15 protein-coding genes and 1 pseudogene are annotated in these 21,465 nt (G+C 55.7%); 11 read left to right on the top strand and 5 right to left on the bottom strand.

Annotated features, from left to right (window positions below; translation table 11 throughout):
* The first annotated feature begins 188 nt into the window (after positions 1-188).
* The 8 genes and pseudogenes from LIO98_RS02625 (at position 189) to LIO98_RS02590 (ending at position 10,239) form a co-directional block, all read left to right on the top strand.
* Positions 189-2,315 carry an Ig-like domain-containing protein gene (locus LIO98_RS02625; protein ID WP_291953050.1) on the top strand — a complete coding sequence of 709 codons (2,127 nt, stop codon included), beginning with the start codon at positions 189-191 and terminating at the stop codon, positions 2,313-2,315.
* A 238-nt stretch (positions 2,316-2,553) separates the two neighbouring features.
* Positions 2,554-3,384 carry an Mrp/NBP35 family ATP-binding protein gene (locus LIO98_RS02620; RefSeq protein ID WP_291953048.1) on the top strand — a complete coding sequence of 277 codons (831 nt, stop codon included), beginning with the start codon at positions 2,554-2,556 and terminating at the stop codon, positions 3,382-3,384.
* 206 nt (positions 3,385-3,590) lie between these two features.
* Positions 3,591-3,902, top strand: a pseudogene (locus LIO98_RS02615) (Spx/MgsR family RNA polymerase-binding regulatory protein); the annotation flags it as partial.
* A gap of 27 nt (positions 3,903-3,929) precedes the next feature.
* Entirely contained in the window at positions 3,930-5,138 is a 1,209-nt protein-coding gene (locus tag LIO98_RS02610) for an amidohydrolase (protein WP_291953046.1), read from the top strand.
* Positions 5,138-6,412 (top strand): amidohydrolase, encoded by a 1,275-nt coding sequence (locus LIO98_RS02605; RefSeq protein WP_291953044.1) that lies wholly within the window; start codon positions 5,138-5,140, stop codon positions 6,410-6,412. The genes LIO98_RS02610 and LIO98_RS02605 overlap by 1 nt, the downstream gene beginning before the upstream one ends.
* A 248-nt stretch (positions 6,413-6,660) precedes the next feature.
* Positions 6,661-8,241, top strand: a complete 1,581-nt coding sequence (locus LIO98_RS02600) for an AbgT family transporter (RefSeq protein WP_291953040.1) — start codon at positions 6,661-6,663, stop codon at positions 8,239-8,241.
* A gap of 334 nt (positions 8,242-8,575) precedes the next feature.
* Positions 8,576-9,070 (top strand): Lrp/AsnC family transcriptional regulator, encoded by a 495-nt coding sequence (locus tag LIO98_RS02595; RefSeq protein WP_291953038.1) that lies wholly within the window; start codon positions 8,576-8,578, stop codon positions 9,068-9,070.
* Complete coding sequence (locus LIO98_RS02590) at positions 9,067-10,239, top strand: aminotransferase class I/II-fold pyridoxal phosphate-dependent enzyme (RefSeq protein ID WP_291953037.1); 1,173 nt, start codon at positions 9,067-9,069, stop codon at positions 10,237-10,239. The genes LIO98_RS02595 and LIO98_RS02590 overlap by 4 nt, the downstream gene beginning before the upstream one ends.
* A gap of 63 nt (positions 10,240-10,302) precedes the next feature.
* Here the strand turns inward: LIO98_RS02590 and LIO98_RS02585 are convergent, their stop codons facing one another.
* The 5 genes from LIO98_RS02585 to LIO98_RS02565 form a co-directional block, all read right to left on the bottom strand.
* On the bottom strand, positions 10,303-11,244 hold the full coding sequence (locus LIO98_RS02585; protein ID WP_291953035.1) for a glycyl-radical enzyme activating protein: 942 nt from the start codon (positions 11,242-11,244) through the stop codon (positions 10,303-10,305).
* A 1-nt stretch (position 11,245) separates the two neighbouring features.
* Complete coding sequence (locus LIO98_RS02580) at positions 11,246-13,639, bottom strand: pyruvate formate lyase family protein (RefSeq protein WP_291953033.1); 2,394 nt, start codon at positions 13,637-13,639, stop codon at positions 11,246-11,248.
* A gap of 13 nt (positions 13,640-13,652) precedes the next feature.
* A complete protein-coding gene (locus tag LIO98_RS02575) occupies positions 13,653-16,025 on the bottom strand; it encodes a formate C-acetyltransferase/glycerol dehydratase family glycyl radical enzyme (protein ID WP_291953031.1) in 2,373 nt (790 codons plus the stop codon).
* Positions 16,026-16,046: 21 nt separating this feature from the next.
* Entirely contained in the window at positions 16,047-16,808 is a 762-nt protein-coding gene (locus LIO98_RS02570; RefSeq protein ID WP_291953028.1) for a glycyl-radical enzyme activating protein, read from the bottom strand.
* Between the two features lie 151 nt (positions 16,809-16,959).
* Complete coding sequence (locus LIO98_RS02565) at positions 16,960-17,823, bottom strand: DMT family transporter (RefSeq protein ID WP_291953026.1); 864 nt, start codon at positions 17,821-17,823, stop codon at positions 16,960-16,962.
* A gap of 140 nt (positions 17,824-17,963) precedes the next feature.
* Here LIO98_RS02565 and LIO98_RS02560 point away from each other — a divergent pair, with 140 nt between their 5' ends.
* The 3 genes from LIO98_RS02560 to LIO98_RS02550 all read left to right on the top strand — a co-directional run bounded on the left by LIO98_RS02560 (position 17,964) and on the right by LIO98_RS02550 (position 21,460).
* Positions 17,964-18,734 carry a GntR family transcriptional regulator gene (locus LIO98_RS02560; RefSeq protein WP_291953024.1) on the top strand — a complete coding sequence of 257 codons (771 nt, stop codon included), beginning with the start codon at positions 17,964-17,966 and terminating at the stop codon, positions 18,732-18,734.
* 512 nt (positions 18,735-19,246) lie between these two features.
* On the top strand, positions 19,247-20,164 hold the full coding sequence (locus tag LIO98_RS02555) for an ABC transporter permease (RefSeq protein WP_291953021.1): 918 nt from the start codon (positions 19,247-19,249) through the stop codon (positions 20,162-20,164).
* Between the two features lie 12 nt (positions 20,165-20,176).
* Positions 20,177-21,460 (top strand): ABC transporter permease, encoded by a 1,284-nt coding sequence (locus LIO98_RS02550; protein ID WP_291953019.1) that lies wholly within the window; start codon positions 20,177-20,179, stop codon positions 21,458-21,460.
* The last annotated feature ends 5 nt before the right edge of the window (positions 21,461-21,465 follow it).

Here is a 21,465-nt window from a genome sequence, read left to right as displayed (position 1 = left end):
GGCCATCGCACCGGCGGATTTTCAGCGGCGTATCCTTTTTATCTATACCTTCACAATTTTGTAGCGGCTTTTTAACCATAAACGGCAAACGGCCTTAACCTACCGTAATTATCATTACAGTAGGTTAATTTATATTGGATTGCAAAGAGGAAACTAATGTCATTGCAGAAAAAAAGGAGAGCAAAGAAATGAGAAACAGAGAATCGATCGCGACAAACGGCAGGCGGCGAACTATTTGGTCCACGGGCAAATATAGGATATTTTACCTTTTAACGGCATTGTTATTATTAACGGCAGCCACCCTGCTGCCGTCATCAGCCGCACTCGCGGCTGAAATACCCAATCTGGACGGTGACACCTACCTTCTAGCCTCCGGCGCCGACCTTGGATGGTTCCGCGACGAGGTCAACAACGGCAATACAAAAATCAAGGCAAAGCTAACAGCGGACATCAACCTGTCAGATGCCTCTGGAAAACCGGCCGAATGGACTCCTATAGGAATCTCCTTCAACCAGTTCGAGGGAAAATTTGACGGTAACGGGCACACGGTCAGCGGATACAAGATAGTCTCCACAGTTTATGGTACGATGAACAATAAGGCCGCCGGTTTCTTCGGCGTCGTCGGCAGCCGCGGCGGCAGCGTTATCAACCTGACTGTGAGCGGCGATATCGACGTCTCCGACAATCCCGCAATGCCGGACTATTTTGCTGTCGGCGGCGTCGCGGCGGAAAACTACGGCACCGTGAGCGGCTGCGCCAATAACGGCAATATTACCGCGGCGGGCGGCCACACCGCATATGTGGGCGGAATAACCGGATACAGCTCCGAATCTGGATGGCAGAAAGACTGCACGAATAAAGGCGATGTTTTGGTAAAAGACGCCGCAACAGGCTATGCCGGCGGCATACTGGGATATTATTTCTCCAACAGCAGGGCGACGGAGAGCTGCGTCAACGAAGGAACCGTCTCCGCCGAAGGCAGTACGTCCAACTATGCCGGCGGTATCGCGGGCTACGTTCACAGAGGCTTTCAAGAACTAAAGGGCTGTATAAACAGCGGCGAGACGGCGGCATCAGGAGGCGATGAAAGCTACGCCGGCGGCATCGCCGGACAGAGCTTCGGCGGGCACATCCTTAACTGCGCAAATGAAGGGACGGTATCGGCCGCGAAGGCCGGAGGCCTCGTAGGATACAGCGCCAATGGTTTTGGCGGGAACGAGTCGGCTAAAATTGATGCTTCCACTTGGCTGAAAGGAACTGCGGACAGGGCCGTCGGAGAGGGAGAAAGCGAGAATACCGACGTAGAAATGAAGGAAATTCCCGCGGTCGAAATATCCCTCGACAGCAAGACGCTGGCGCTAAAAATAGGCGAAAAGAAGACCATCACGGCAACGATAATACCGGCTAACGCGACAGACAAAAAGGTCACCTGGGATAGCGGCAACACTGCGGTCGCCACAGTTGACGAATACGGCGAAGTGACGGCGGTCGCGGAGGGTACGGCTACAATAACGGTGAAGAGCGAGAATGGCGAACTAAGCGCCTCCTGCATAGTCACAGTCTGCGCCAATGACAGCCCCACAGACATCAGCGTCACGGAAAAACCGCATCTGCCGGGAGGCACAAATCCCGAGGTAACGGCGGCGGCGGCGGAGATCACCACCGTTAAGGAAGAGGCCACCGAAGAGGAAAAAACGGCGGCTGTCGTCAAAGCCTCCGAAAAGCTGGCCTCCATCACCAGCGCCGACGTTGAGATCAACAAAACTGGCGGCGCGGCCATTAAAGCGGACGCCGCGAAAGAGGCGGCGGGCAAAATCATGAAGGATGGAGAGAGACTCTCCGCCGTGCTGCCGCTGCCAATATTCACAACAAAGATTACAGAGGGCGGCACCGTTGCGGTAGCCTTCAAGGTCACGGGCGAAGAGTTCGGCATATCCGATCCCGCGAAGGCACGAATCCTGAAATACCTCGATTCCCCCTCGAAGAGCGGCGAATGGTTCGAATACGCATCAGACCCCGCGGCATTCGGGGACAGGCGTTTCACGATCCTCACCGGCGGCGCCGATGAGGTGACACATACGATCGAGGCGGGCAAAGAATATGACCTCGTCGTATTCGTCAAAGACAACGGCGATTACGACCTCAACAAAGCCGCCGGCATCGTGGCGGACCCCGTAGCGATCATAAAAACTACGGCGGCAGCGGAGCCCGGCCACAGCGGCGGCTCCGGCGGCTGCAGCGCGGGACTCGGGCTGTTGTCGCTTATCAGCCTCGCGGTACTGCCGGCGGTTTCCAGAAAAAGGCGTGGTAAGTAAAAAATAACCGCCGCCCCTTCATTCAGGGGCGGCTCGCACAGCACCGCAAATATCCGTGCCGCCCTTAATGCGGCACGGATATTTACGTTTTCTGAGCTGGTTATATTTCTGCCGTCTCGGTCTCTGACTATATTTGACATTTTTCTCGTTTATCACTAATATTCAAGAGAAAACAAGGCGGCCGGACATGGTGAAAAAACAGGCCGCCATTCCAAAAAATCTAAAGGAGATGCGCAATATGACTCAGGAAAGCTGTTCACACGACTGCGGCAGCTGTCAGCAGAGGTGTGAAGAGGCGAAAAAACCCGATTTCAGCGTGCCGGCTAACCCGCTGAGCAATGTGCGGAAGGTTATCGGCATCGTCAGCGGCAAGGGCGGCGTCGGCAAGTCGCTCGTCACCTCGCTTCTGGCCTCCGCGATGCAGAAGAGGGGCCGCCAGTGCGGCATACTTGACGCCGATATCACCGGACCCTCTATACCAAAGATGTTCGGCGTGGAGACGCTCGCCACCGCCAACGAATCGGGGATACTGCCGCAGCAGTCAAAGGGCGGCGTCGACATGATCTCGGTGAACCTTCTCGTCGAGGACAAGGCGACGCCGGTCATCTGGCGCGGCCCGGCAATCGCCGGCGTCGTGAAACAGTTTTGGAGCGACGTCATCTGGAGCTATGAGGATTATCTCTTCGTCGATATGCCTCCGGGAACCGGCGACGTTCCGCTCACCGTCTTTCAGTCACTGCCGGTGGACGGAATCGTCATCGTCACCTCGCCGCAGGAGCTCGTCTCAATGATTGTGGAAAAGGCGCTGCGCATGGCGAAGGAGATGGATATCCCCATCCTCGGCATCATCGAAAATATGAGCTACATCATATGTCCCGACTGCGGCAAAAAGATAAAGCTCTTCGGAGAGGGAAAGACCTCCGAGACGGCGGCGAAATACGGCATAGATTTTCTCGGCGAGATACCGCTTTCGCCGGAACTCGCGGCGCTCTGCGACGCGGGAAACATCGAATATTTCTCAGACCCCTTCCTTGACAGGGCGACAGAGAAGCTGGAATCCCTCAAATAAATAAGCTCTGAGCGGCAAACATCCTGAGGCTCCCGTATGGGGGCCTCTTTTTTTCTCCGTCGCGGCACTTCGGTAATTTCACCTACGAAACGCGGCGGATAGATTGAAGAAAAACAGCGAAATCATATTATAATTTAAATATTACGAATAATTGGAGATGATCGTCTATGCTTTTACTCTGTTACCCACAGTGAACAACATGTCAGAGAGCCAGGGACTGGCTCAAGGAGCACAAGGTCGAATATACAGAGCGCAATATTAAGACTGAGAACCCCACCGCCGATGAGATAAAAGCATGGTGGAAGCTTTCGGGGCAGTCGCTGAAGAAATTTTTCAACACCAGCGGCAACTCCTACAAGGCGCTTGGCCTCAGCAAAAAGCTGCCGGAGCTCTCCGAAGACGAACAGATAACGCTGCTCGCCGCGGACGGGATGCTGGTCAAACGGCCGCTCGCCGTCCTGCCGGACAGAGCGCTGGTCGGATTCAAAGAGGACGAATGGGCCGCCGCGCTGGCATAGCTATTTTTTAAGAAAGAGGTGCCGCCTATGTACGATAAAATCGTAAAATTTGAAGAGCAATACAGGCCGGAAACAATCGAAAACTATAAGCACCTGCACATGCATCCGGAGATAAGCTATGAAGAGCGGGAAACAGCGGCTTTCGTTGCGGAGAGGCTGAAAAAGCTGCCGCTTGACGAAGTAAAGACCGGCGTCGGCGGCTACGGAGTCTCGGCGCTGCTTCGCGGCGGCCTGCCGGGTCCGGTGGTGGCGCTCCGCGCCGATATGGACGCCTTGAGCATAACGGAAAAAACAGCTGTGGATTATGCCTCGCGTAACCCCGGCGTGATGCACGCCTGCGGCCATGACGGACATACCGCGATGCTGCTTTCCGCGGCGGCGGTCCTCTGCGAAATGAAGGAAGAGCTTCCCGGCAGCGTACGCTTTATCTTCCAGCCCGCGGAGGAAAAGACGCCGCGCGGCGGCGCTCAGGGGATGATCGAAGATGGCGTTCTCGACAGCCCCAGGGTCGACGCGGTCCTCGGCATGCACCTCTGGCCCGCCCTGCCCACCGGCGAGATCGCCATTCAGCCCGGCGCTGTAAGCGCCGCTTCGGACCACCTGACGATAAAGGTCTCTGGCAAAGCCTCGCACGGGGCGATCCCGGACGAGGGCATTGACGCGAACCTCGCCGCAGCCGCGGTACTCGTGGCGCTCCAGGGTATCGTCTCCCGCCGCGTTCCGCCGCGCGAAAGCGCCGTCGTCTCCATCGGTACGATGAACGGCGGCACAAAATATAACATCATCGCGGAAGAGGCCGTTCTCGACGGCACGGTGCGCACCTTCAACCCCAGCGTGCGAGAGATGATGCCAAAGTGGATAGAGCAGGCGGCAAAGGGCGCCGCCGAGGCCTACGGGGCGTCGGCGGCGGTCGACTACGTCAAGGGATATCCCTCTGTGATCAACGCGCCGGAGGTCGCGGAGATCGCGCGCGAGGCGGCGGCGGCCGTCTTCGGAGAGCAGGGGCTCGCGCCGGAGATGCCAATACCACCGATCGGAGAAGATTTCTCTTTCTACGCGCAAAAGCGCCCCGCGCTGTTCGCCATGCTCGGCTGCCGTCCGCAGGGGGTTCAGCCGGAGGATATGCCGGCGCTCCACAACGACAAATTCCTCCCTGATTTGAAGGCGCTGAGTTATGGCGTCCGTTACATCTGCGCCGCGGCCGTCACGACGCTCAAAAGGCTGGGAGAAAAATAATGGCGATACCGCAGGATATAATAGAGGAGATGACACGCCGCCGGCGTGACTTCCATAAATTTCCCGAGACCGGCTGGGCCGAATTCAGGACTACGGCAATCGTCGCCGACATCCTCAAAGAACTTGGGTGGAAGATAAGTTTCGCGAAAGACTTTATCAACCCCGACGAGGTGATGGGATATACCATAGACAAAAAGGCGGAAAAGGCGCGTGCCGCCGCCCAGGGCGCCAATGAAAAGACGATGTCGCACATCGGCGACTACACGGGACTATACGCTGATCTTGACAGCGGCAAAAAGGGACCGTTCACCGTATTCCGTTTCGATATTGACTGCGTAGACACCGAAGAGGCGAAGGACCAGCGGCACACCCCGGCGAGGCTCGGCTTTGCTTCGGTGAATCCGGGGAGGATGCACGCCTGCGGACATGACGGCCATACGGCGATCGGCCTTGCGCTCGCGCAGATGCTGCAAGAGAACAAGGGCCGACTCCGCGGACGCATCAGACTGATCTTCCAGCCCGCCGAGGAGGGCGTGCGCGGCGGCTACGCGATGTCGATGGCAGGCATAGCCGACGGCGCCGACTATTTCATTGCGATGCATCTCGGCCTCGGAAAGCCCACGGGAACGATCTTCGGCGGCACCGGCGGCTTCCTCTGCTCCACAAAATTCGACGCCTACTTCCGCGGCGTGGGCGCGCACGCTGGAGGAGAGCCGGAGCGCGGCAAAAACGCGCTGCTCGCAGCAGCCTCGGCGGCGCTCAATATGCACGCGATCGCGCCTCATTCAGGCGGGGCCACGCGCGTCAACGTCGGCGTCCTCAACGCCGGAGAGGGACGCAACGTAGTCCCCCCCAACGCGACGATGAAAATAGAGACGCGCGGAGAGACCTCGGAGCTTGCCGCCTACATATACAGCCACGCTAAGGACGTTATTTACGGAGCGGCGAAGATGTACGACGTCGACGTGAGCATCACCAAACAGGGCGAAACGATCACGACGAACAGTGACGCGGAGCTCGCCTCCGTCATCGCGGCGGAGGCCGCTGCGATAGCCGGCGTCACAGATACCGAGCCGTCGCGCGCAATGGCCGGCAGCGACGACGCCTGCTGGTTTATGAGGCGTGTACAGGAACAGGGAGGCCTAGCGACCTACATCGGCGTCGGCGCGACGACGGCGGCGGGACACCACAATAACCGTTTTGATTTCGACGAGGCGGCGATGCCGATAGCGCTGGAACTCCTGTATAAGAGCGCGCTGCGGCTCAACTCCTGACGGCGAACCGGGGACGTCAAACGGCGATGACAAAGCCCTCTGCCCTGGCACAAGGCTGCGGAGGGTTTTGTCATAATGACGGATACATCTATATTTGAAATGCCTAACTATAGGTATTTTCCCATATTAACAATATCATCAGTATATATACAATGTATATAATTATTGAATAGTCTTAATTGTTAGGTTATAATATCTTTGGGACTATTTCTTAATTAATAATTTATCATATTATAGGAGGGAACAAGATGGATAAAAATATCCCTAAGAAGTCTAGTACCAGCGGATTTGACAAATTCATACACTGGGTAGAGATTGTGGGAAATAAGCTGCCTCATCCGTTCTGGCTTTTCGTCTATCTGACGGTCATCATCATCGTGCTCTCAAGTATCTGTTCAAAGGCCGGCGTATCGGTCACCTACATGGCCGCCGGAAGAGCCGGGGCCGCCGGAAAGATGACGACCGTAAACGTCATCAACCTCATGAGCTATGAGGAGATGAGACTCTTCCTCGCCGGATTTGTCAAAACATACGTAAACTTCGCTCCGCTGGGCCTGATTATGGTCATGACGCTTGGCATCGGCCTGCTTGAGCAGAGCGGACTCATCTCCGCCTTTATGCGCAAGGCGATACTCGGCGCTCCCTCGTGGGCCGTATCCGCGACACTGGCCCTCGTCGGCATCAACGCTAACCTCGCCTCAGACGCGGGAATAATCTTCACCCCCGCGATAGGCGGAGCGGTGTTCAAGGCGCTTGGACGCAACCCCTGGGTCGGCGTCATAACTGGCTTCGCGGCGGGCTGCGGCGGCTTTACGGCAAACTTTTTCGTCGCCGGAACCGACGCGCTGCTCGCCGGCATCACCGAATCGGTGGCGAAGAGCGCGGGGCTTGACGCGCCCACCAACGTACTCATCAACTGGTACTTCCTCATCTTTGCGACCTTCCTGCTCACAGCGGCGACGACTTTCGTAACGGAAAAATACACCGTCAAGGTGCTCGGCGACACAGCCGGACCGCTCGACGCCTCGGAACTTGAGCAGCACCGCGTAACAAAAGATGAAAACAGAGGGCTCAGATGGGCGATGTACACTGCGGTCGTCCTCGTAATCCTGCTGCTTGTGATGACGATCCCCTCCGGCTCGTTCTTCAGAGATCCGAAGACAGACACTATCGTTCCCTCTTCCCCGCTGCTGAGCAGTCTCATCCCGCTGCTGTTCTTTTTCTTCTTCTTCTCAGGCATCGCCTACGCCTACGGAGCTAAGACGATAAAGAACATGGGCGAAATACCGAAGATGATGCAGCAGGGACTTGCCGGCGGCTTGAGCTTCTTCGTCGTCGTCCTGCCGGCCTCAATGTTCGTCAGCCTCTTCGCGCAGAGCAACCTGACCACCATCCTTGCGGTCAAGGGCGCTGAGGCGCTCAAAGCGATGAACCTCGGCGGCATTCCGCTGCTGCTCATGTTCATCCTGCTCTCCTGCTTCGTGAACCTCTTCATGATCAGCGGCTCCGCGAAATGGCTCATCCTCGCGCCCATATTCGTGCCGATGTTCGCGGTCGTGGGCTTCAGCCCCGCCCTAACACAGATGGCCTATCGTATCGGCGACTCGTCGACGAACATTATATCGCCGCTCTCCTATTATCTGCCCGTCGTCATCGGGCTCATGGAGCAATACCGTCCAAAGGGCAATACACAAAGCGTCGGCATCGGGACCGTTCTCTCTCTCACAATGCCCTACTCTCTGGCCTATCTGCTGGTATTCGGCATCCAGATCGTAGTGTGGTATATGTTTAATATTCCGCTCGGCCCCGGAACCTACCCGATAATGTAACCAGAGTAAATCGAGGCGGGAGAGGACATCCTCTCCCGCCTATTTTTTCGCCGATCAACACGGGCGATACTATACGGTAAATTCGCCGCCGCGGCGCTCCCCGCAGCGCTGACGGCGGAGCCGTAAGTTTTTTAAAATTCGCGCTTGACTCTTTTTAATAAAAGACGCAAAATTATCTCTTATATTGCGCGGTTTGGAGATCAAAAAACAAAGTCTTCCTTATGCGTGAGAATTTTTTACCGGACTGGCTAGCCGGTGGTAAGACGGTAAAGAAAAACAGCGCCGGCAAACGCGCCTTTTTTAGATAAAATTTATTTTTCGGAGGATTTTCAGTATGGACAGTAAGCAGAGGGAAGAGATACTTCGGCTTCTTGAGAAAAACGCCAGATATACGGCGAAGGATATCGCCGTTATGCTGGGCATGGACGTGCCGGAGGTCAAAAACGAGATCGAGATAATGGAAAAAGAGCGCACCATCTGCGGCTACCACGCGCTTGTCGACTGGGACAAAACGGACGACGAAAAGATCTCGGCCTTGATCGAGCTCAAGGTCACGCCGCAGCGCGGCGAGGGCTTCGACCGCATCGCCGAGAAGATATACCAGTACCCCGAGGTGGAGTCCCTCTACCTCATGTCGGGCGGCTACGACTTCTCGGTGATCCTCAAAAAGGCGACTATGAAGGAGATCGCAAACTTCGTATCGTCACGCCTCGCGGTCATCGAAGAGGTGCAGAGCACTGCGACCCATATCGTGCTCGTGCGTTATAAGGATCACGGGATACTGCTGACGGCCCCGAAAAAAGATATGAGGATGGTGGTGACGCCGTGAGAGATTTCATCTGCAACAAGATAAAGAAGATAAAGCCGTCAGGCATACGCCGCCTTTTCGACATCGCCAACGAGATACCGGACGTCATCTCGCTCGGCGTCGGAGAACCGGATTTCGACACTCCCTGGCATATCCGCGAAGAGGGCATCTACTCGCTGCACAAGGGACGCACCTTCTATACCTCCAACTCGGGGCTTATCGAGCTCCGCGAGGAGATAGCGCGCTTCATGAAGCGCAAGTACGGACTTACGTACGACCCCAAGCATGAGATAGTGCTGACGGTCGGCGGCAGCGAGGCCATCGACATCGCCCTGCGCGCGATCCTGAACCCAGGCGACGAGGTGATCTACCCGGAGCCCTGCTTCGTCTCATACGAACCCTGCGTTCTGCTATCCGACGGCGTTCCCGTTCCGATAGAACTGACGGCGGAGACGGAGTTCCGCCTCCAGCCAGAACAGCTTGAGGCGGCGATCACGCCGAAGACAAAGGCACTGCTCATATCCTACCCCAACAACCCGACGGGGGCGATAATGGAGCGCGAGGACCTTGAAAAACTTGTGCCGATCATCGTCAAGCACGACCTGCTCGTCATCTCCGACGAGATATACAGCGAGCTTTCATACAGGGACCGTCATGTGAGCATCGCCTCGCTTCCGGGGATGCTCGAGCGCACGATCGTCATCAACGGATTCTCCAAGTCATACGCGATGACGGGCTGGCGTCTCGGCTTTGCCTGCGGCCCCGCGGGAATAATAGAATATATGCTGAAGGTGCACCAGTTCGGCATCATGTCCGCGCCTACGATGAGCCAGTACGCCGCGATATCTGCGCTCAAGAATGGAGACAAGGATATCTGCACCATGGTAGAGTCTTATAACCAGCGCCGCCGCTTCCTCATGGAGGCCTTCAGAGAGATGAGGCTGCCCTGCTTTGAACCATTCGGCGCCTTCTATGTATTCCCCGACATCTCCGAGTTCGGCATGGGCTCCGAGGAGTTCTGCACCAAGCTGCTGGAGTCGGAGAATGTCGCGGTCGTCCCCGGCTCGGCCTTCGGCGCCTGCGGCGACAAATATGTGAGAATCTCATACGCCTATTCCATCGAGGAGCTAAAAGAGGCGATGGCGCGAATCGCGCGCTTCATCGAAAGGCTGCGGATGGACAGAAAGTAACGCAAGGCTAAAATATGACATAAAAAGAGACCCGCCTTTTACACTCTTAGGCGGGCCTCTTTTTTATTCAAATATGCTGCCGTTAATCTTCACGGTCACGCCGGCGGCTTTTTTGAAAACCGCCGCCTTGTGCCGCATATAGGCGGCGTCCGGCGTCTTTATCTCAGCCAGCGGATAGTCGAGGCCGAGCCTTTTGTAGGTCTCCGTCCCCAGGCGGTGGTAGGCGAGAAATTCCATGAAACGTAGCCTTTTTAATCCCTTCACGATCTCCGCGAGTTTCACGATATCTTCGTCGCCGTCGTTTATCCCCGGTATGAGCGGCGTGCGTATTACAAGGCCGAAGTTATGGGGCGCGCCGTCGGCCCTTCTGATGTTTTCGAGGATCAGGCCGTTGTCGACGCCGATGAGTTTTTTGTGTTTTTCCGCGTCGGGATGTTTTATGTCCACATGGAGCAGGCTGATATATGGCAGCAGCGGCTCTATTTTCTCCCACGGCGCGAAGAAGCTGCTTTCGATGGCGCAGTCGATACCGCGCTCGCAGCAGCCGGCAAGTACTTCGCGGACGAAGCCACTCTGGTCGAGGGGCTCTCCCCCGCTTACGGTGAGTCCGCCTCCGGAGTGGAAGTAGAATATTTCGTCTTTCGCGATTTCGCGCACCGCCTCCGCCGCCGTCATTTTTTTGCCGTAGGGCACGACGGCCGATGAGGGGCATACGGAGGCGCATTTGAGACAGCCCGCGCATCTGCTCCGCTCAAAGTTTATGCCGTCCTCTCTCATGGAGAGCGCCCCCTGCGGGCATTGTTCCACGCAGCGCCCGCAGCGTAGGCATTTTTCACGCGAGAGGCCGCGTTCGGGCGCCATGCGCTGCGACTCCGGCGTGGAGCACCAGAGGCAGCGCAGCGGGCAGCCTTTGAGGAAGAGGACGGTCCTCAAGCCGTCTCCGTCGTGGATGGAGCTTTTTTCTATGCGCAGGACGGAGCCGATTGTTTCGCCGCGGTTTTCCATATCAGCCGCAGGAGACGACGTTTTCGCTCTGTACGGTGCGCGCAATGATGTCGTCCTGCACCTCTTTGCCGAGTTCTACGAAGAAGGCGGTGTAGCCCGCGACACGCACTAGCAGGTTGCGGTATTCTTCGGGATGGGCCTGGGCCTCAAGGAGTTTTTTCTGATCGACGACGTTGAATTGGACGTGGTAGACGCCGAGGGTGCAGAGGCTTTTTAGCAGCGCCATGATCTGACGGATGCCGTTTTCGTTGTTGACCATCTGCGGGTCGAGTTTCATGTTGAGCAGCGTGCCCTGTACGAAGCGGTCATGCGGGATGTTGGCGACGGATTTGAGTACCGCGGTCGGGCCGTTGACGTCGGTGCCGCCGTTGGGGCTGACGCCGTCGGCGAGCGGTTTTCCCGCGCGGCGGCCGGAGGGCAGGGCACCCACTTCCACGCCGAAGGGGGTGTTGCCGGAGACGGGCAGGATGCCGGGGGTCATGACGCCGAATTTGCTGCGGTAGCTTTCTATCTCGTCGGCGATGTAGGAGAAGAGTTCCGCAGCGAGGCCGTCTACGTAGGGATCGTCGTTGCCGTATTTGGGGGCCTCCTGGCAGGCTTTCAGTATTTCCGGAGCGTCCGTGAAGTCGGAGGCGAGGGCCGCGAGGAGCTGTTTCATGGTGACGCTTTTTGTGTCGTAGACGAGGTGTTTGACGGCGGCGACGCTGTTGATGAGGTCAGAGACGCCTATGCAGATTATGCCGTTGCCGGTGTTGTATTTGGCGCCGCCCCAGGCGTAGTCTTTGGCGTTTTCGATGCATTCTTCAAAGCTGACGGAGAGGGCCGGCACGGGGCGGCCCATGCAGATGTCGTCGATGATGTGGCTCGCCTTGACGACGACTTTTATGACGTAATGGAGCTGGTTTTTAACTGCCGCCATGAAGTCGTCGAAGGCAGTGAAGGTCGTGGGGTCTCCCGTCCGCGCTCCCGCGAGTTTGCCGCTTTTGCGGCATTTGCCGTTGAGCATGACGAATTCCATAATGCTGCCGAGGTTGATGTCGGCGAGCGCCGAGTAGCCGCGTATTTTGCCCGCGAGGTTGGTCTCGACGCAGCCGCCGGGGTTCCAGTTGAGCGCCTCGCGCAGGGGGATACCCTTGTTCATGAGCATGCGGATGCCGACTTCGTCGTTGTGGAAGGCGGGGAAACCGGTGCCCATCGCCATCAGCTCGACTATTTTACGCAGGAAGGAGTTGGGGTTTTTCGCCATGTTGTAGCGCACGGAGAGTGAGGGCTGGTAAAGCTGGGTATCCATAGTCGCCTGGATTATCATGTATGAGAGGTCGTTTACCGCGTCGCGCCCCATGCTGTCCACACCGCCCGCGCAGAGGTTCTGGAACATCGGGTAGCCGGAGGCGTATTCCGCGGATTTGGCGTCCTGGAAGAGGCAGGGTTCGGAGAATTTGACCCAGAGGCAGTCGAAGAGCTCCTGCGCCTCTTCGGCGGTGATGCGTCCCGCCTCGAGGTCGGCTTTGTAGTAGGGATAGAGGTACTGGTCCATACGCCCCGGGTTGTAGGCGGCGGTGTTTTGTTCCATGAAGATGCATATCTGGTAGAAGTAGAAGGACTGCATCGCCTCGCGGAAGGTGCGCGCGGGATAGGCGGGGACCTGACGGCAGACGGCCGCTATTTCGCGCAGCTCCGCTTTGCGCCGCCCGTCGCCTTCCAGCGCCGCCAGGCGTTCAGCCTCGATAGCGTAGCGCTCCGCGAGGGTCTCCATGCCCTCGCAGACGATTAGCAGCGCATCAAGGTATATCTCTTTCTCGTAGTCTCCGGGGACTGTCGCATCAAGCTCCGATTTGCGCGCGAGTATCTTTTTGCGCAGACCTTCGACGCCGTTGCTGATGAACCATTCGTAGCCGGCGGTGACTTCGCCCCAGCCGCGCACAGCCTTTTTGTCAATGTAGAGAGCGCCGTTGTCGCGCAGCGCCGCCACGTCGGCGGGGATGCGCGCGAGCCACTCTTCGTAGTTGGAACGGCCCTTCCAGTAGGGGCGGATGATCTCTTCGAAGTCCTTTTTGTCTTCAGGCAGCAGCCTGAACTTATCGTATTCGCGGGTGTTGATGGTCTCGAGCTCGCGGTCGAGGACGGACCAGCAGACGTCGGCGGAGAGGATGCCGCCGCGGATTTTGCTGCCCGCGTTGCCGACGATCAGCTCGTCGTCCCAGATCTTGACGCTCTTTTCCTGGCACTGTTTGAGGAATGCCTTGGCTTTGCGCGTGACCAGAGCCTCACCCTGGGTCTCAAGGAAGCTCTGTGTCAGCAGCTTCGCGTCCTCAAGGTCTATTTCGGGATATGTATCGAATACCTTCTCTTTCAGCCTGTTGACTCGTTCAAGATAGTTATACTGTTTCTCCATCTTTCGTTCCCCCTTAATTCATCTCTTCATATTCGGTACGGGCGATAATTTCATTCTGCGTGTTCTCGTTGAGCTCCGCGAAGTAGGCGCTGTAGCCGGCGACGCGGACGATAAGATCGCGGTAGTCGTCGGGCTGCTGCTGCGCCTCCTTCAGGTCATCCGAGGAGACGATGTTGAACTGTATATGGTGTCCGCCGAGGTCGCACCAGGCGCGGACATAGTCGGCAAGCAGCGCCGCCGAATTGGGCGCGGAGAGCACCGAGGGCGAGAATTTCTGATTATAGAGCACGCCCTGCAAAACCTCCATATGGTCGATCTTGCTCATCGAACAGACGGTGGCGGTGGGACCGTTCCGGTCGCGGCCGCCCACCGGCGAGGCTCCGTCGGAGAACGGCGTCGCCGCCGGGCGTCCGTCAGGCGTGGCGCCCGTCAGTTCGCCAAAGTAGACGTGCGTGGAGACGGAATGTAGCTCTGGTATGTAGAAGCCGCCGCGCATGCAGGGATACTGCACCACCTCTTTGCAGAAGATGTGCGAGGCGTCGCGTGCGAGGAGGTCGGCGTAATCGTCGTCGTTGCCGAACTTCGGCGCCGCCTCGCAGAGTTTTTTCAGCTCCGCCGCGCCGGAAAAATCATTTCCGAGCGCATCCAGCAGCGCCTCCGGCGAGGCGCTGCCATCGTCGAAGATCACCTTTCGCACGGCGGACATCGCGTCGGCGGCCGAGGCGAGGCCGACGCCGAAGATGCCGGAGAAGTTATAGCGCACGCCGCCCTCCTGGCGGGTGAGCCCAGTTTCAATGCAGTCGTCGAGCAGCGCCGAGGTAAACGGCTCCGGGGCGTGCGTGGCGTGCGCGCCGTCGATGAGGTCGTAGGCGCGGACGATGAGCTCGACAAAATAGGCTACCTGAGATTCAAAGGCCCCCATAAGCTCGTCAAAGTTCTTAAAGTCCGCCAGCTTTCCCGTATGCGGCCCGGCCTGCCGCCCAGTCGCCGGGTCCGCGCCGTCGTTCAGCGCGAGCAGGAATGCCTTCGGCAGATTAACATAGCCGCCGTTGGAACGCGAGTCGCAGGCCCCCTCGATGTCGGACTCCACGCAGTTCATGCAGTAGCCCCGCGCCTCCTCGAGCGTAGCGCCGCGTATCAGATGCTTGGGAATGATGCAGTTGTCGTTCATTACGGCTGGATAACCAAGCCCGAGCTTGATCGTCTCACAGGCTTTGAGCAGCGCGTCGGGATCGACCTTATTATGGTAGCGGAACGAAAGCGACGGCTGCGGCACCCGCGCGGCCGCGGCGGCCTCCATGATCAGCCCCGTCAGCTCGTTGCAGGCGTCCTCACCGCGCGGCCCCTGCCCGCCGAGAGTTATATTCTGGAAGAGCGGGAAACCGGCAAAGGTCCGCGTCGTCACCGAATCCATCAGTTTGATGATCGCCGTGCACTTGATCCAGATATGTGCCAGCAGCTCTACGGCCTCATCGTCGGTCAGCCGTCCCGCTTCGACGTCCTTTTTATAGTAGGGATACATATATTGGTCGAAGCGCCCAAGCAGCATCGCGTGCGGGTCGGCCTCGATCTGCGTGACCACATAGATCAGCCAGACAGACTGCAGCGCCTCGCGGAAGTTCGCGGCGGGAAACTCCGGCACCCTCTTGAGCACCGCCGCGATCTCGTACAACTCCTCACGGCGCTTCGGGTCGGAACACTCCGCGGCCAGCCTCCGGGCTTCGTCCGCATAACGGTGCGCAAAGGCGATCACCGCCTCGCACGAGAGCTTCGCTGCCCGCCAGAAGTCGATCTTATTGCCGTCGGCGGCACACCGCGGCTTAAATGAGGCCAGTTTCGCCTCTATCTCATCGATAATGCCGCGAAGCCCCTTTTCCAGCAGCTTCTTGTTATTCACCGCGATATTGCCGTGAGCCGTCCCCTGCGCACCGACGGTGATCATCGCCTCCGCTATCGCCGATCTGGCCTCCGCCGAGACAAGGCCCGCGGTCACGGAGTCAAGCGAGGCCTCCTGCCAGCCTTCAAGACATTCGCGCAGAATCTTTTTATTCTCATCCGTAATCCCGATCGAATCGGCGGGGCGTGTCGCAAAATTATCGAGGTCGGCCAGTATCCAGCGCGCGCCAAGCTCGGGACAGGCGATAGGAGAACGCGGCTTCGGCGAGTTATGACCGACAAAGAGCTCTTCGTCGTCAATGAAAAGCGTCATGTTCTCCAGAATATGACGCAGCGCGTATGCCCGTTTCAGCACCGGCGGCTCCGCGGCGTAGAGTTTATATGCTTCGGTGACCAGCAGCGCCCGCTCCGGCAAAAGCTCCGTAGGGCAATTTGTGATCATGCGTTCCTTCATTCCCGCTATTCGTTTCGCGGCCTCTTCCCTAATCATTACAGCTCATCCTTCCCTTTTCTATAAAACCCTGATTTTATAATCGCTTAAAATTTCCTTTGCTCTGGCGTATTCATAATCGGTGGGAGGCTCGACATCCGGCAGCGGATAGCGCCGTCCAAGCTCCTCGTACAGGCCGACTCCCATACGGTGATAGCGTAATATCTCAAGGGATACTCCCGCCCGCGCCCCTTCAAGAAAGAGGCCCGTCGCGCGGAGATTTTCCTCCGTATCATTGAGACCCGGTATCAGCGGAAAACGCACGAGTACGGGTTTGTCGCTCCGCAGGAGCGCCGCGGCGTTTTCAAGAATATTTTCGTTTCCCAGCAAGGTGAGACGCCTGTGCAGCGACGGCTCCATCGCCTTGAGATCAAACTGTATAAAGTCCGTCCTCTCCGCGATACGCGTCGCCGTCTCCAAAGAGGCGAACAGGCAGCTCTCGATCGCCGTGTGGACATTATGGGCGCGGCAGAGGTCAAGAAAGACCGCGGCAAAATCAGGCTGGGCCATCACCTCGCCGCCGGAAAGGGTGACCCCTCCGCCCGAACGCCGCCAAAAGGGCGCGTCGCGCCGCACCTCGGCAAAGAGCTCCTCCGCCGTGAGCTCCCGGCCAAATATCCTAGCGCCGGACAGAGAGCGTTCCGCCGCAAAGCTCTGTGACTGGGGACTGCAGCACCATAGACAGCGCGCGGGACACCCTTTGAGGAACACCGTCGTGCGTATCCCCGGTCCGTCGTGTACCGCGTAGTGCGCTATGTTGAAAATCATCCCCTTGACCGACATCAGATCACCTGTTTTTATTTATTGGTATTACCAGAGGACCAACCAGAACTTTATATAAAAATTATAGTACAATCAGGGTAATTGTCAAGAAGAGATCGGATATTTGTTCTATTTTATAAGCGGGTATAAGTGAACGAAAGGCAGGTATAGCCTAGCCCTCTTTTGACGACCTCAAAGTGGAATAGGCCGCCGTCCCGAGTATGACGGCGCCGCCGACAAGCTCGCGCAGCGAGGGGATCTCGCCAAGGATCAGAGCCGCGGAAATTATGCCGTAGACCGACTCAAGGCTCGCGATAATCCCCGCGGTCTGCGCGCGCACGTGCTTCATTCCGCCGATAAAGAGCGAATGAGCGACGCCAGTAAATAGAACGCCAAGCAGAATGAGAAGCCCCCAATCCTTCGCGGATACCGCCGGACGGTAAAAGAGAAGCATCGGCAGCAGCACCAGCGCCGCGACCCCCTGTTCGTAAAAGGCGATCATGCTGCCGTCGTAACTGGAGGCAAAACGGCGGTTCAGCAGAGACATAACCGCGAAGCTGACGCTGCCCGCCATGCCCCACAGCAGACCGATAGTCAGATTGTTTTTTATGTTGAACTCGGGCACGATGAGGAGCACCCCCATGAACATCACAAAGGCGAAGAGTACGTCGATCTTCTTCAGCCTCTCGCGGAACATCAGCGGCTCAAGAAAGGTGACGAATATCGGATAGGCGGAAAAGGTGAGCAGCGCGATCGCCACCGTCGACACCTGCACCGAAGTATAAAAGGCCGTCCAGTGAAAGGCCAGCAGCGCGCCAAGGAGGGAGATGGCGGTATAATCGGCCCCACATGTTAAACGGATGTCCTTTCGTTTAATGAGAAAATAGATCCCCATAGACAAAGAGGCAAAAAAGACGCGCCCCAGTACGATATATCTCGCCGGAATATCCACGGACTTGCCGAAGAGGCCGGTCAGACCAAAAAGTAGGACAGCAACATGTATCTCAAGAAGGCTCCTGCCGCGATGATCCATCATTATTCTCCAATCACAAAATTTTCTGGTATTGCCTCTGGTCCGTTATTTGGTATTATACTACTTAGTGTTATTCTCTTTGGAGATCTTTGCTATATTAACGCTAATACTAATGAAAAAACTTTCGCGTTGGAGGAAATCTCATGAAAATCGGCATGCCTCTTGAGAAAAAGGAGAGCAAGAAAAAAATAGTCCAGGAAAAACTGCGAGAGCTGGTATCATCGGGATCTTTCAACGAGGGGGATAAGCTGCCCTCCGAACGGGAACTGGCTCAGATGCTCGACGTCAGCAGGAACGTCCTGCGTGAGGCCGTAATCTCAATGGTGGCCGAAGGTTCGCTTGAGGTACGTGAACGACAGGGTATATTTATAAAAAGCCTGGATAACTTTGGGATGCTCGACTCTCTGAAAAGTTTGCAGATGCTCCCAGCTGATTTCGTCTCATATCAGCTTGAGGTGCGTCTCATCATCGAAGTGCCGGCAGCAAGGATCGCCGCGATGCGCCGAACAGAGAACGACATCAGAAAACTACGCGAGTGTTATGAAAATTTTGTCTCCTGTCCCTACATAACGCCGAAGGAACAGGCGCAGAACGGGAAATGGGAGGCGCTGTTGCACCATCTGGTGACAGAATCCGCGCACAACCCGATCCTTTCAAGGTTAAATGAAAGCATCAACAGCCTTGTTGAACGCAACAACATCCTCGTCCATCCTGATATGCTGATGGAAAAGGGCTGGATCGATCTCATCAAATCACGCCATGGGGCAATTATTAAAGCTATTGAAGAAAACAACGCCAACGATGCCGGTGATACGCTAAAGATGCATCTGCTTGAAACCGCTGAGGTGATGCGCAGGAAACATCCTGAATTGATCACCGACATACCCTACCCGTATTGGAACCTGAAAAATTAATATACTGGATAAACGTTCAAAGGTCTAAAACCGGCAATGGCGGCATGATCCATAAAATGATCATGCCGCTCCTTTCATAAAGCTGCACCTTACATGCCAAACTATCTATGAAAATAATATCTCAACTCTCCGGCAAACAAACCTGCTTTTTACAGCCGTCTTTAAGGTATTTGGGTTTTTTCTTACGCTTTTACGATTTTTTACAAAAGTTCTTGGCTATGATTAATTTATTTGCACCTTTTTATCAATAAGTCCTTACTTTTATTTACTTGACGCGAATATTTATACATGATATATTTACCTTAATCCATAGAAGTACCAGTGGTATTACCAGAATTTCAATGTATACCTCGTATTTAACGTATTCTTTGTAGTAGCTCCGTGAAATCTCTGTCGGCGGAGATGGAAGATGTTCAGGAATGGCGAAAGAAGAAGGCTTTTCCATATATAGTGGAACAGCCTCCCTGTACCCAAAGAACATTCGATACTGTTAAAACAAAGGATGTGCAGAAATGCTGAAATATACTCTAAAACGCATTGTATCCGCAGTTCTTACTATTTGGTTCGTTATTACGATTACATTTCTGATAATGCATAATCTGCCTGGAAGTCCCTTTACCAGCGCACGCGGGCTGCCGGATGAGACACGGGCGGCGCTTGAGGCGAAGTACGGACTTGACAAGCCGTTAGGAGTTCAGTATCTCACATATCTGTTCAACTTCGTCAAGGGAGATTTCGGTGTCTCTTATCATAAAAGAGGAGTAACTACCCGCGCCATCATTGAGAGCGGCTTTCCATACTCGGCAAAGATCGGGCTGCTTGCCGTCGCCTTCATACTCGGCTTCGGTATATTTTTCGGAGTCTACGCGGCGCTCAGACATAACAGACTATCGGACAGAGTCTTGATGCTGCTCGCGACGCTGGGGACGACAATACCAAGTTTTGTCGTTGCGACGATATATCTTTATGTCTTCAATAAAAAACTGGGTATCGTCCCCTCCTACGGAGCGGAGAACTTCAGGGATTACATCGGTCCGGCTTTTGCGATAGGCGCGTTTTCGATTGCCTTCATAACCCGTCTCACGCGCACCTCGATGCTTGAAGTGCTCCAGCAGGATTATATCCGCACCGCTAAGGCGAAGGGACTTACGAGCTTTGTCGTAATGACACGTCATGCGCTGCGCAACGCGCTGATTCCGGTAGCCACTTATATGGGACCCTGCGTAGCAAGCATCGTCACCGGCTCGTTCGTCGTCGAAAAGGTCTTCGGCATACCCGGTATAGGCTGTCTGTTCACAACAAGTATCCTTAACCGCGACTATTCTCTGATACTTGGAGTAACTGTATTTTACGGTGTACTCCTCGTTCTGATGGTTCTGCTGGTCGATATCCTTTACGTTCTTATCGACCCCAGGATCAAATTCGACTGAGGAGGGCTTGCAATGGCAAATATAGACGAACGGCTTGATCTTAACCACACAGAGCTGTGGAAAGAAACCGAGCACGACTTTACAAAATCAGAGGATATCAAGCGCAAAAGCCTTACTTTCTATCAGGATGTCTGGAGAAGATTTCGAGAGAATAAGACGGCGATGTTCTCTCTAGTCTTTATAGTGCTCATGACAGCCGCAGCGGTATTCCTGCCATATTTTTGGAGGTATACCTATTCAGACCAGAACCTGGAATACTCTAACGTTCCCTGCAGGCTCGAACTCTATGAGATAGACGGGACGGGCGCCTCGTTTTATATCACGAACGATTACAATGTCCTTCAGGTGGCGCGTGACGGGACGCTTGGAAAGATGGCGGAAAACACCGGCGACAATCTCATGACGCGTCAGAAAAACTTCGTGCTCGACGGTAAGGATATTAAGGTGGATTACAGCCAATACTTTGCCGCAAAGAAAAAACTCTATTCGTTGAGAAGGGCCGCCGAACGCGGAGAAAAGGTCGATTTACCCGCGGAGGAACACAAATTTGAAAACATGAAGAGATATATCGTCACTGTGGACGGTAAAGAGGTAGAGCCCTCGCTCCGCGTTTGGAATAAGAGCCATATCTTTGGCAATGACGCGCTCGGCAGAGACATTTTCATCAGGATAGTATACGGCGCGCGCATATCGCTCGCAGTCGGCTTTGCAACGGCTATCGTATGCTTCATTATAGGCGTATTGTTTGGCGGCGTCTCCGGCTATTGCGGCGGTAAGGTAGATGACGCGATGATGAGAGTCGTCGATATAATAAATACGATACCGACTCTGCTCTACGTTATACTGCTTCGCGTCCTCTTCGACAGCGGCGGACTCTTCACTATAATTCTGACAATAGGACTTACCTACTGGGTAAGCATGGCAAGGCTGGTACGCGGAGAGGTGCTTTCTCTGAAGAAGCAGGAGTTCGTCCTCGCGGCCAAATCACTGGGCGCTCCGACCAGGTATATACTTCTGCGCCACCTGCTTCCAAACATAATGGGGCCGATCATGGTTACCATAACCATGATGATCCCCAACGCGATTTTTACCGAGGCTTTTCTGAGTTTTGTCGGACTCGGCGTCTCCGCTCCCATCGCCTCATGGGGAACGCTTTGCAACGACGCTCTTGAGGGGCTGTACACCTATCCGCAGCAGCTGCTATTCCCCGCGGCGGCAATCTCTCTTACGATACTCACATTCAATCTGCTTGGCGACGGACTGAGAGACGCGCTTGACCCCAAGCTGAGAAAGTAGGCTGT

Source organism: Cloacibacillus sp. (assembly GCF_020860125.1).
Classification (GTDB): domain Bacteria; phylum Synergistota; class Synergistia; order Synergistales; family Synergistaceae; genus Cloacibacillus.
Note: the sequence above shows the minus strand (reverse complement) of the source record. Positions and strands in the feature narration are given on the sequence as shown.

What these genes read in the sequence shown, in the direction of transcription:
- LIO98_RS02585 (WP_291953035.1), bottom strand. Translation starts at nt 11,244, where the DNA reads ATGGAAAACCGCGGCGAAACAATCGGCTCCGTCCTGCGCATAGAAAAA.
- LIO98_RS02620 (WP_291953048.1), top strand. Translation starts at nt 2,554, where the DNA reads ATGACTCAGGAAAGCTGTTCACACGACTGCGGCAGCTGTCAGCAGAGG.
- LIO98_RS02565 (WP_291953026.1), bottom strand. Translation starts at nt 17,823, where the DNA reads ATGATGGATCATCGCGGCAGGAGCCTTCTTGAGATACATGTTGCTGTC.
- LIO98_RS02605 (WP_291953044.1), top strand. Translation starts at nt 5,138, where the DNA reads ATGGCGATACCGCAGGATATAATAGAGGAGATGACACGCCGCCGGCGT.
- LIO98_RS02625 (WP_291953050.1), top strand. Translation starts at nt 189, where the DNA reads ATGAGAAACAGAGAATCGATCGCGACAAACGGCAGGCGGCGAACTATT.
- LIO98_RS02610 (WP_291953046.1), top strand. Translation starts at nt 3,930, where the DNA reads ATGTACGATAAAATCGTAAAATTTGAAGAGCAATACAGGCCGGAAACA.
- LIO98_RS02575 (WP_291953031.1), bottom strand. Translation starts at nt 16,025, where the DNA reads ATGATTAGGGAAGAGGCCGCGAAACGAATAGCGGGAATGAAGGAACGC.
- LIO98_RS02560 (WP_291953024.1), top strand. Translation starts at nt 17,964, where the DNA reads ATGAAAATCGGCATGCCTCTTGAGAAAAAGGAGAGCAAGAAAAAAATA.
- LIO98_RS02595 (WP_291953038.1), top strand. Translation starts at nt 8,576, where the DNA reads ATGGACAGTAAGCAGAGGGAAGAGATACTTCGGCTTCTTGAGAAAAAC.
- LIO98_RS02555 (WP_291953021.1), top strand. Translation starts at nt 19,247, where the DNA reads ATGCTGAAATATACTCTAAAACGCATTGTATCCGCAGTTCTTACTATT.
- LIO98_RS02600 (WP_291953040.1), top strand. Translation starts at nt 6,661, where the DNA reads ATGGATAAAAATATCCCTAAGAAGTCTAGTACCAGCGGATTTGACAAA.
- LIO98_RS02570 (WP_291953028.1), bottom strand. Translation starts at nt 16,808, where the DNA reads ATGTCGGTCAAGGGGATGATTTTCAACATAGCGCACTACGCGGTACAC.
- LIO98_RS02550 (WP_291953019.1), top strand. Translation starts at nt 20,177, where the DNA reads ATGGCAAATATAGACGAACGGCTTGATCTTAACCACACAGAGCTGTGG.
- LIO98_RS02580 (WP_291953033.1), bottom strand. Translation starts at nt 13,639, where the DNA reads ATGGAGAAACAGTATAACTATCTTGAACGAGTCAACAGGCTGAAAGAG.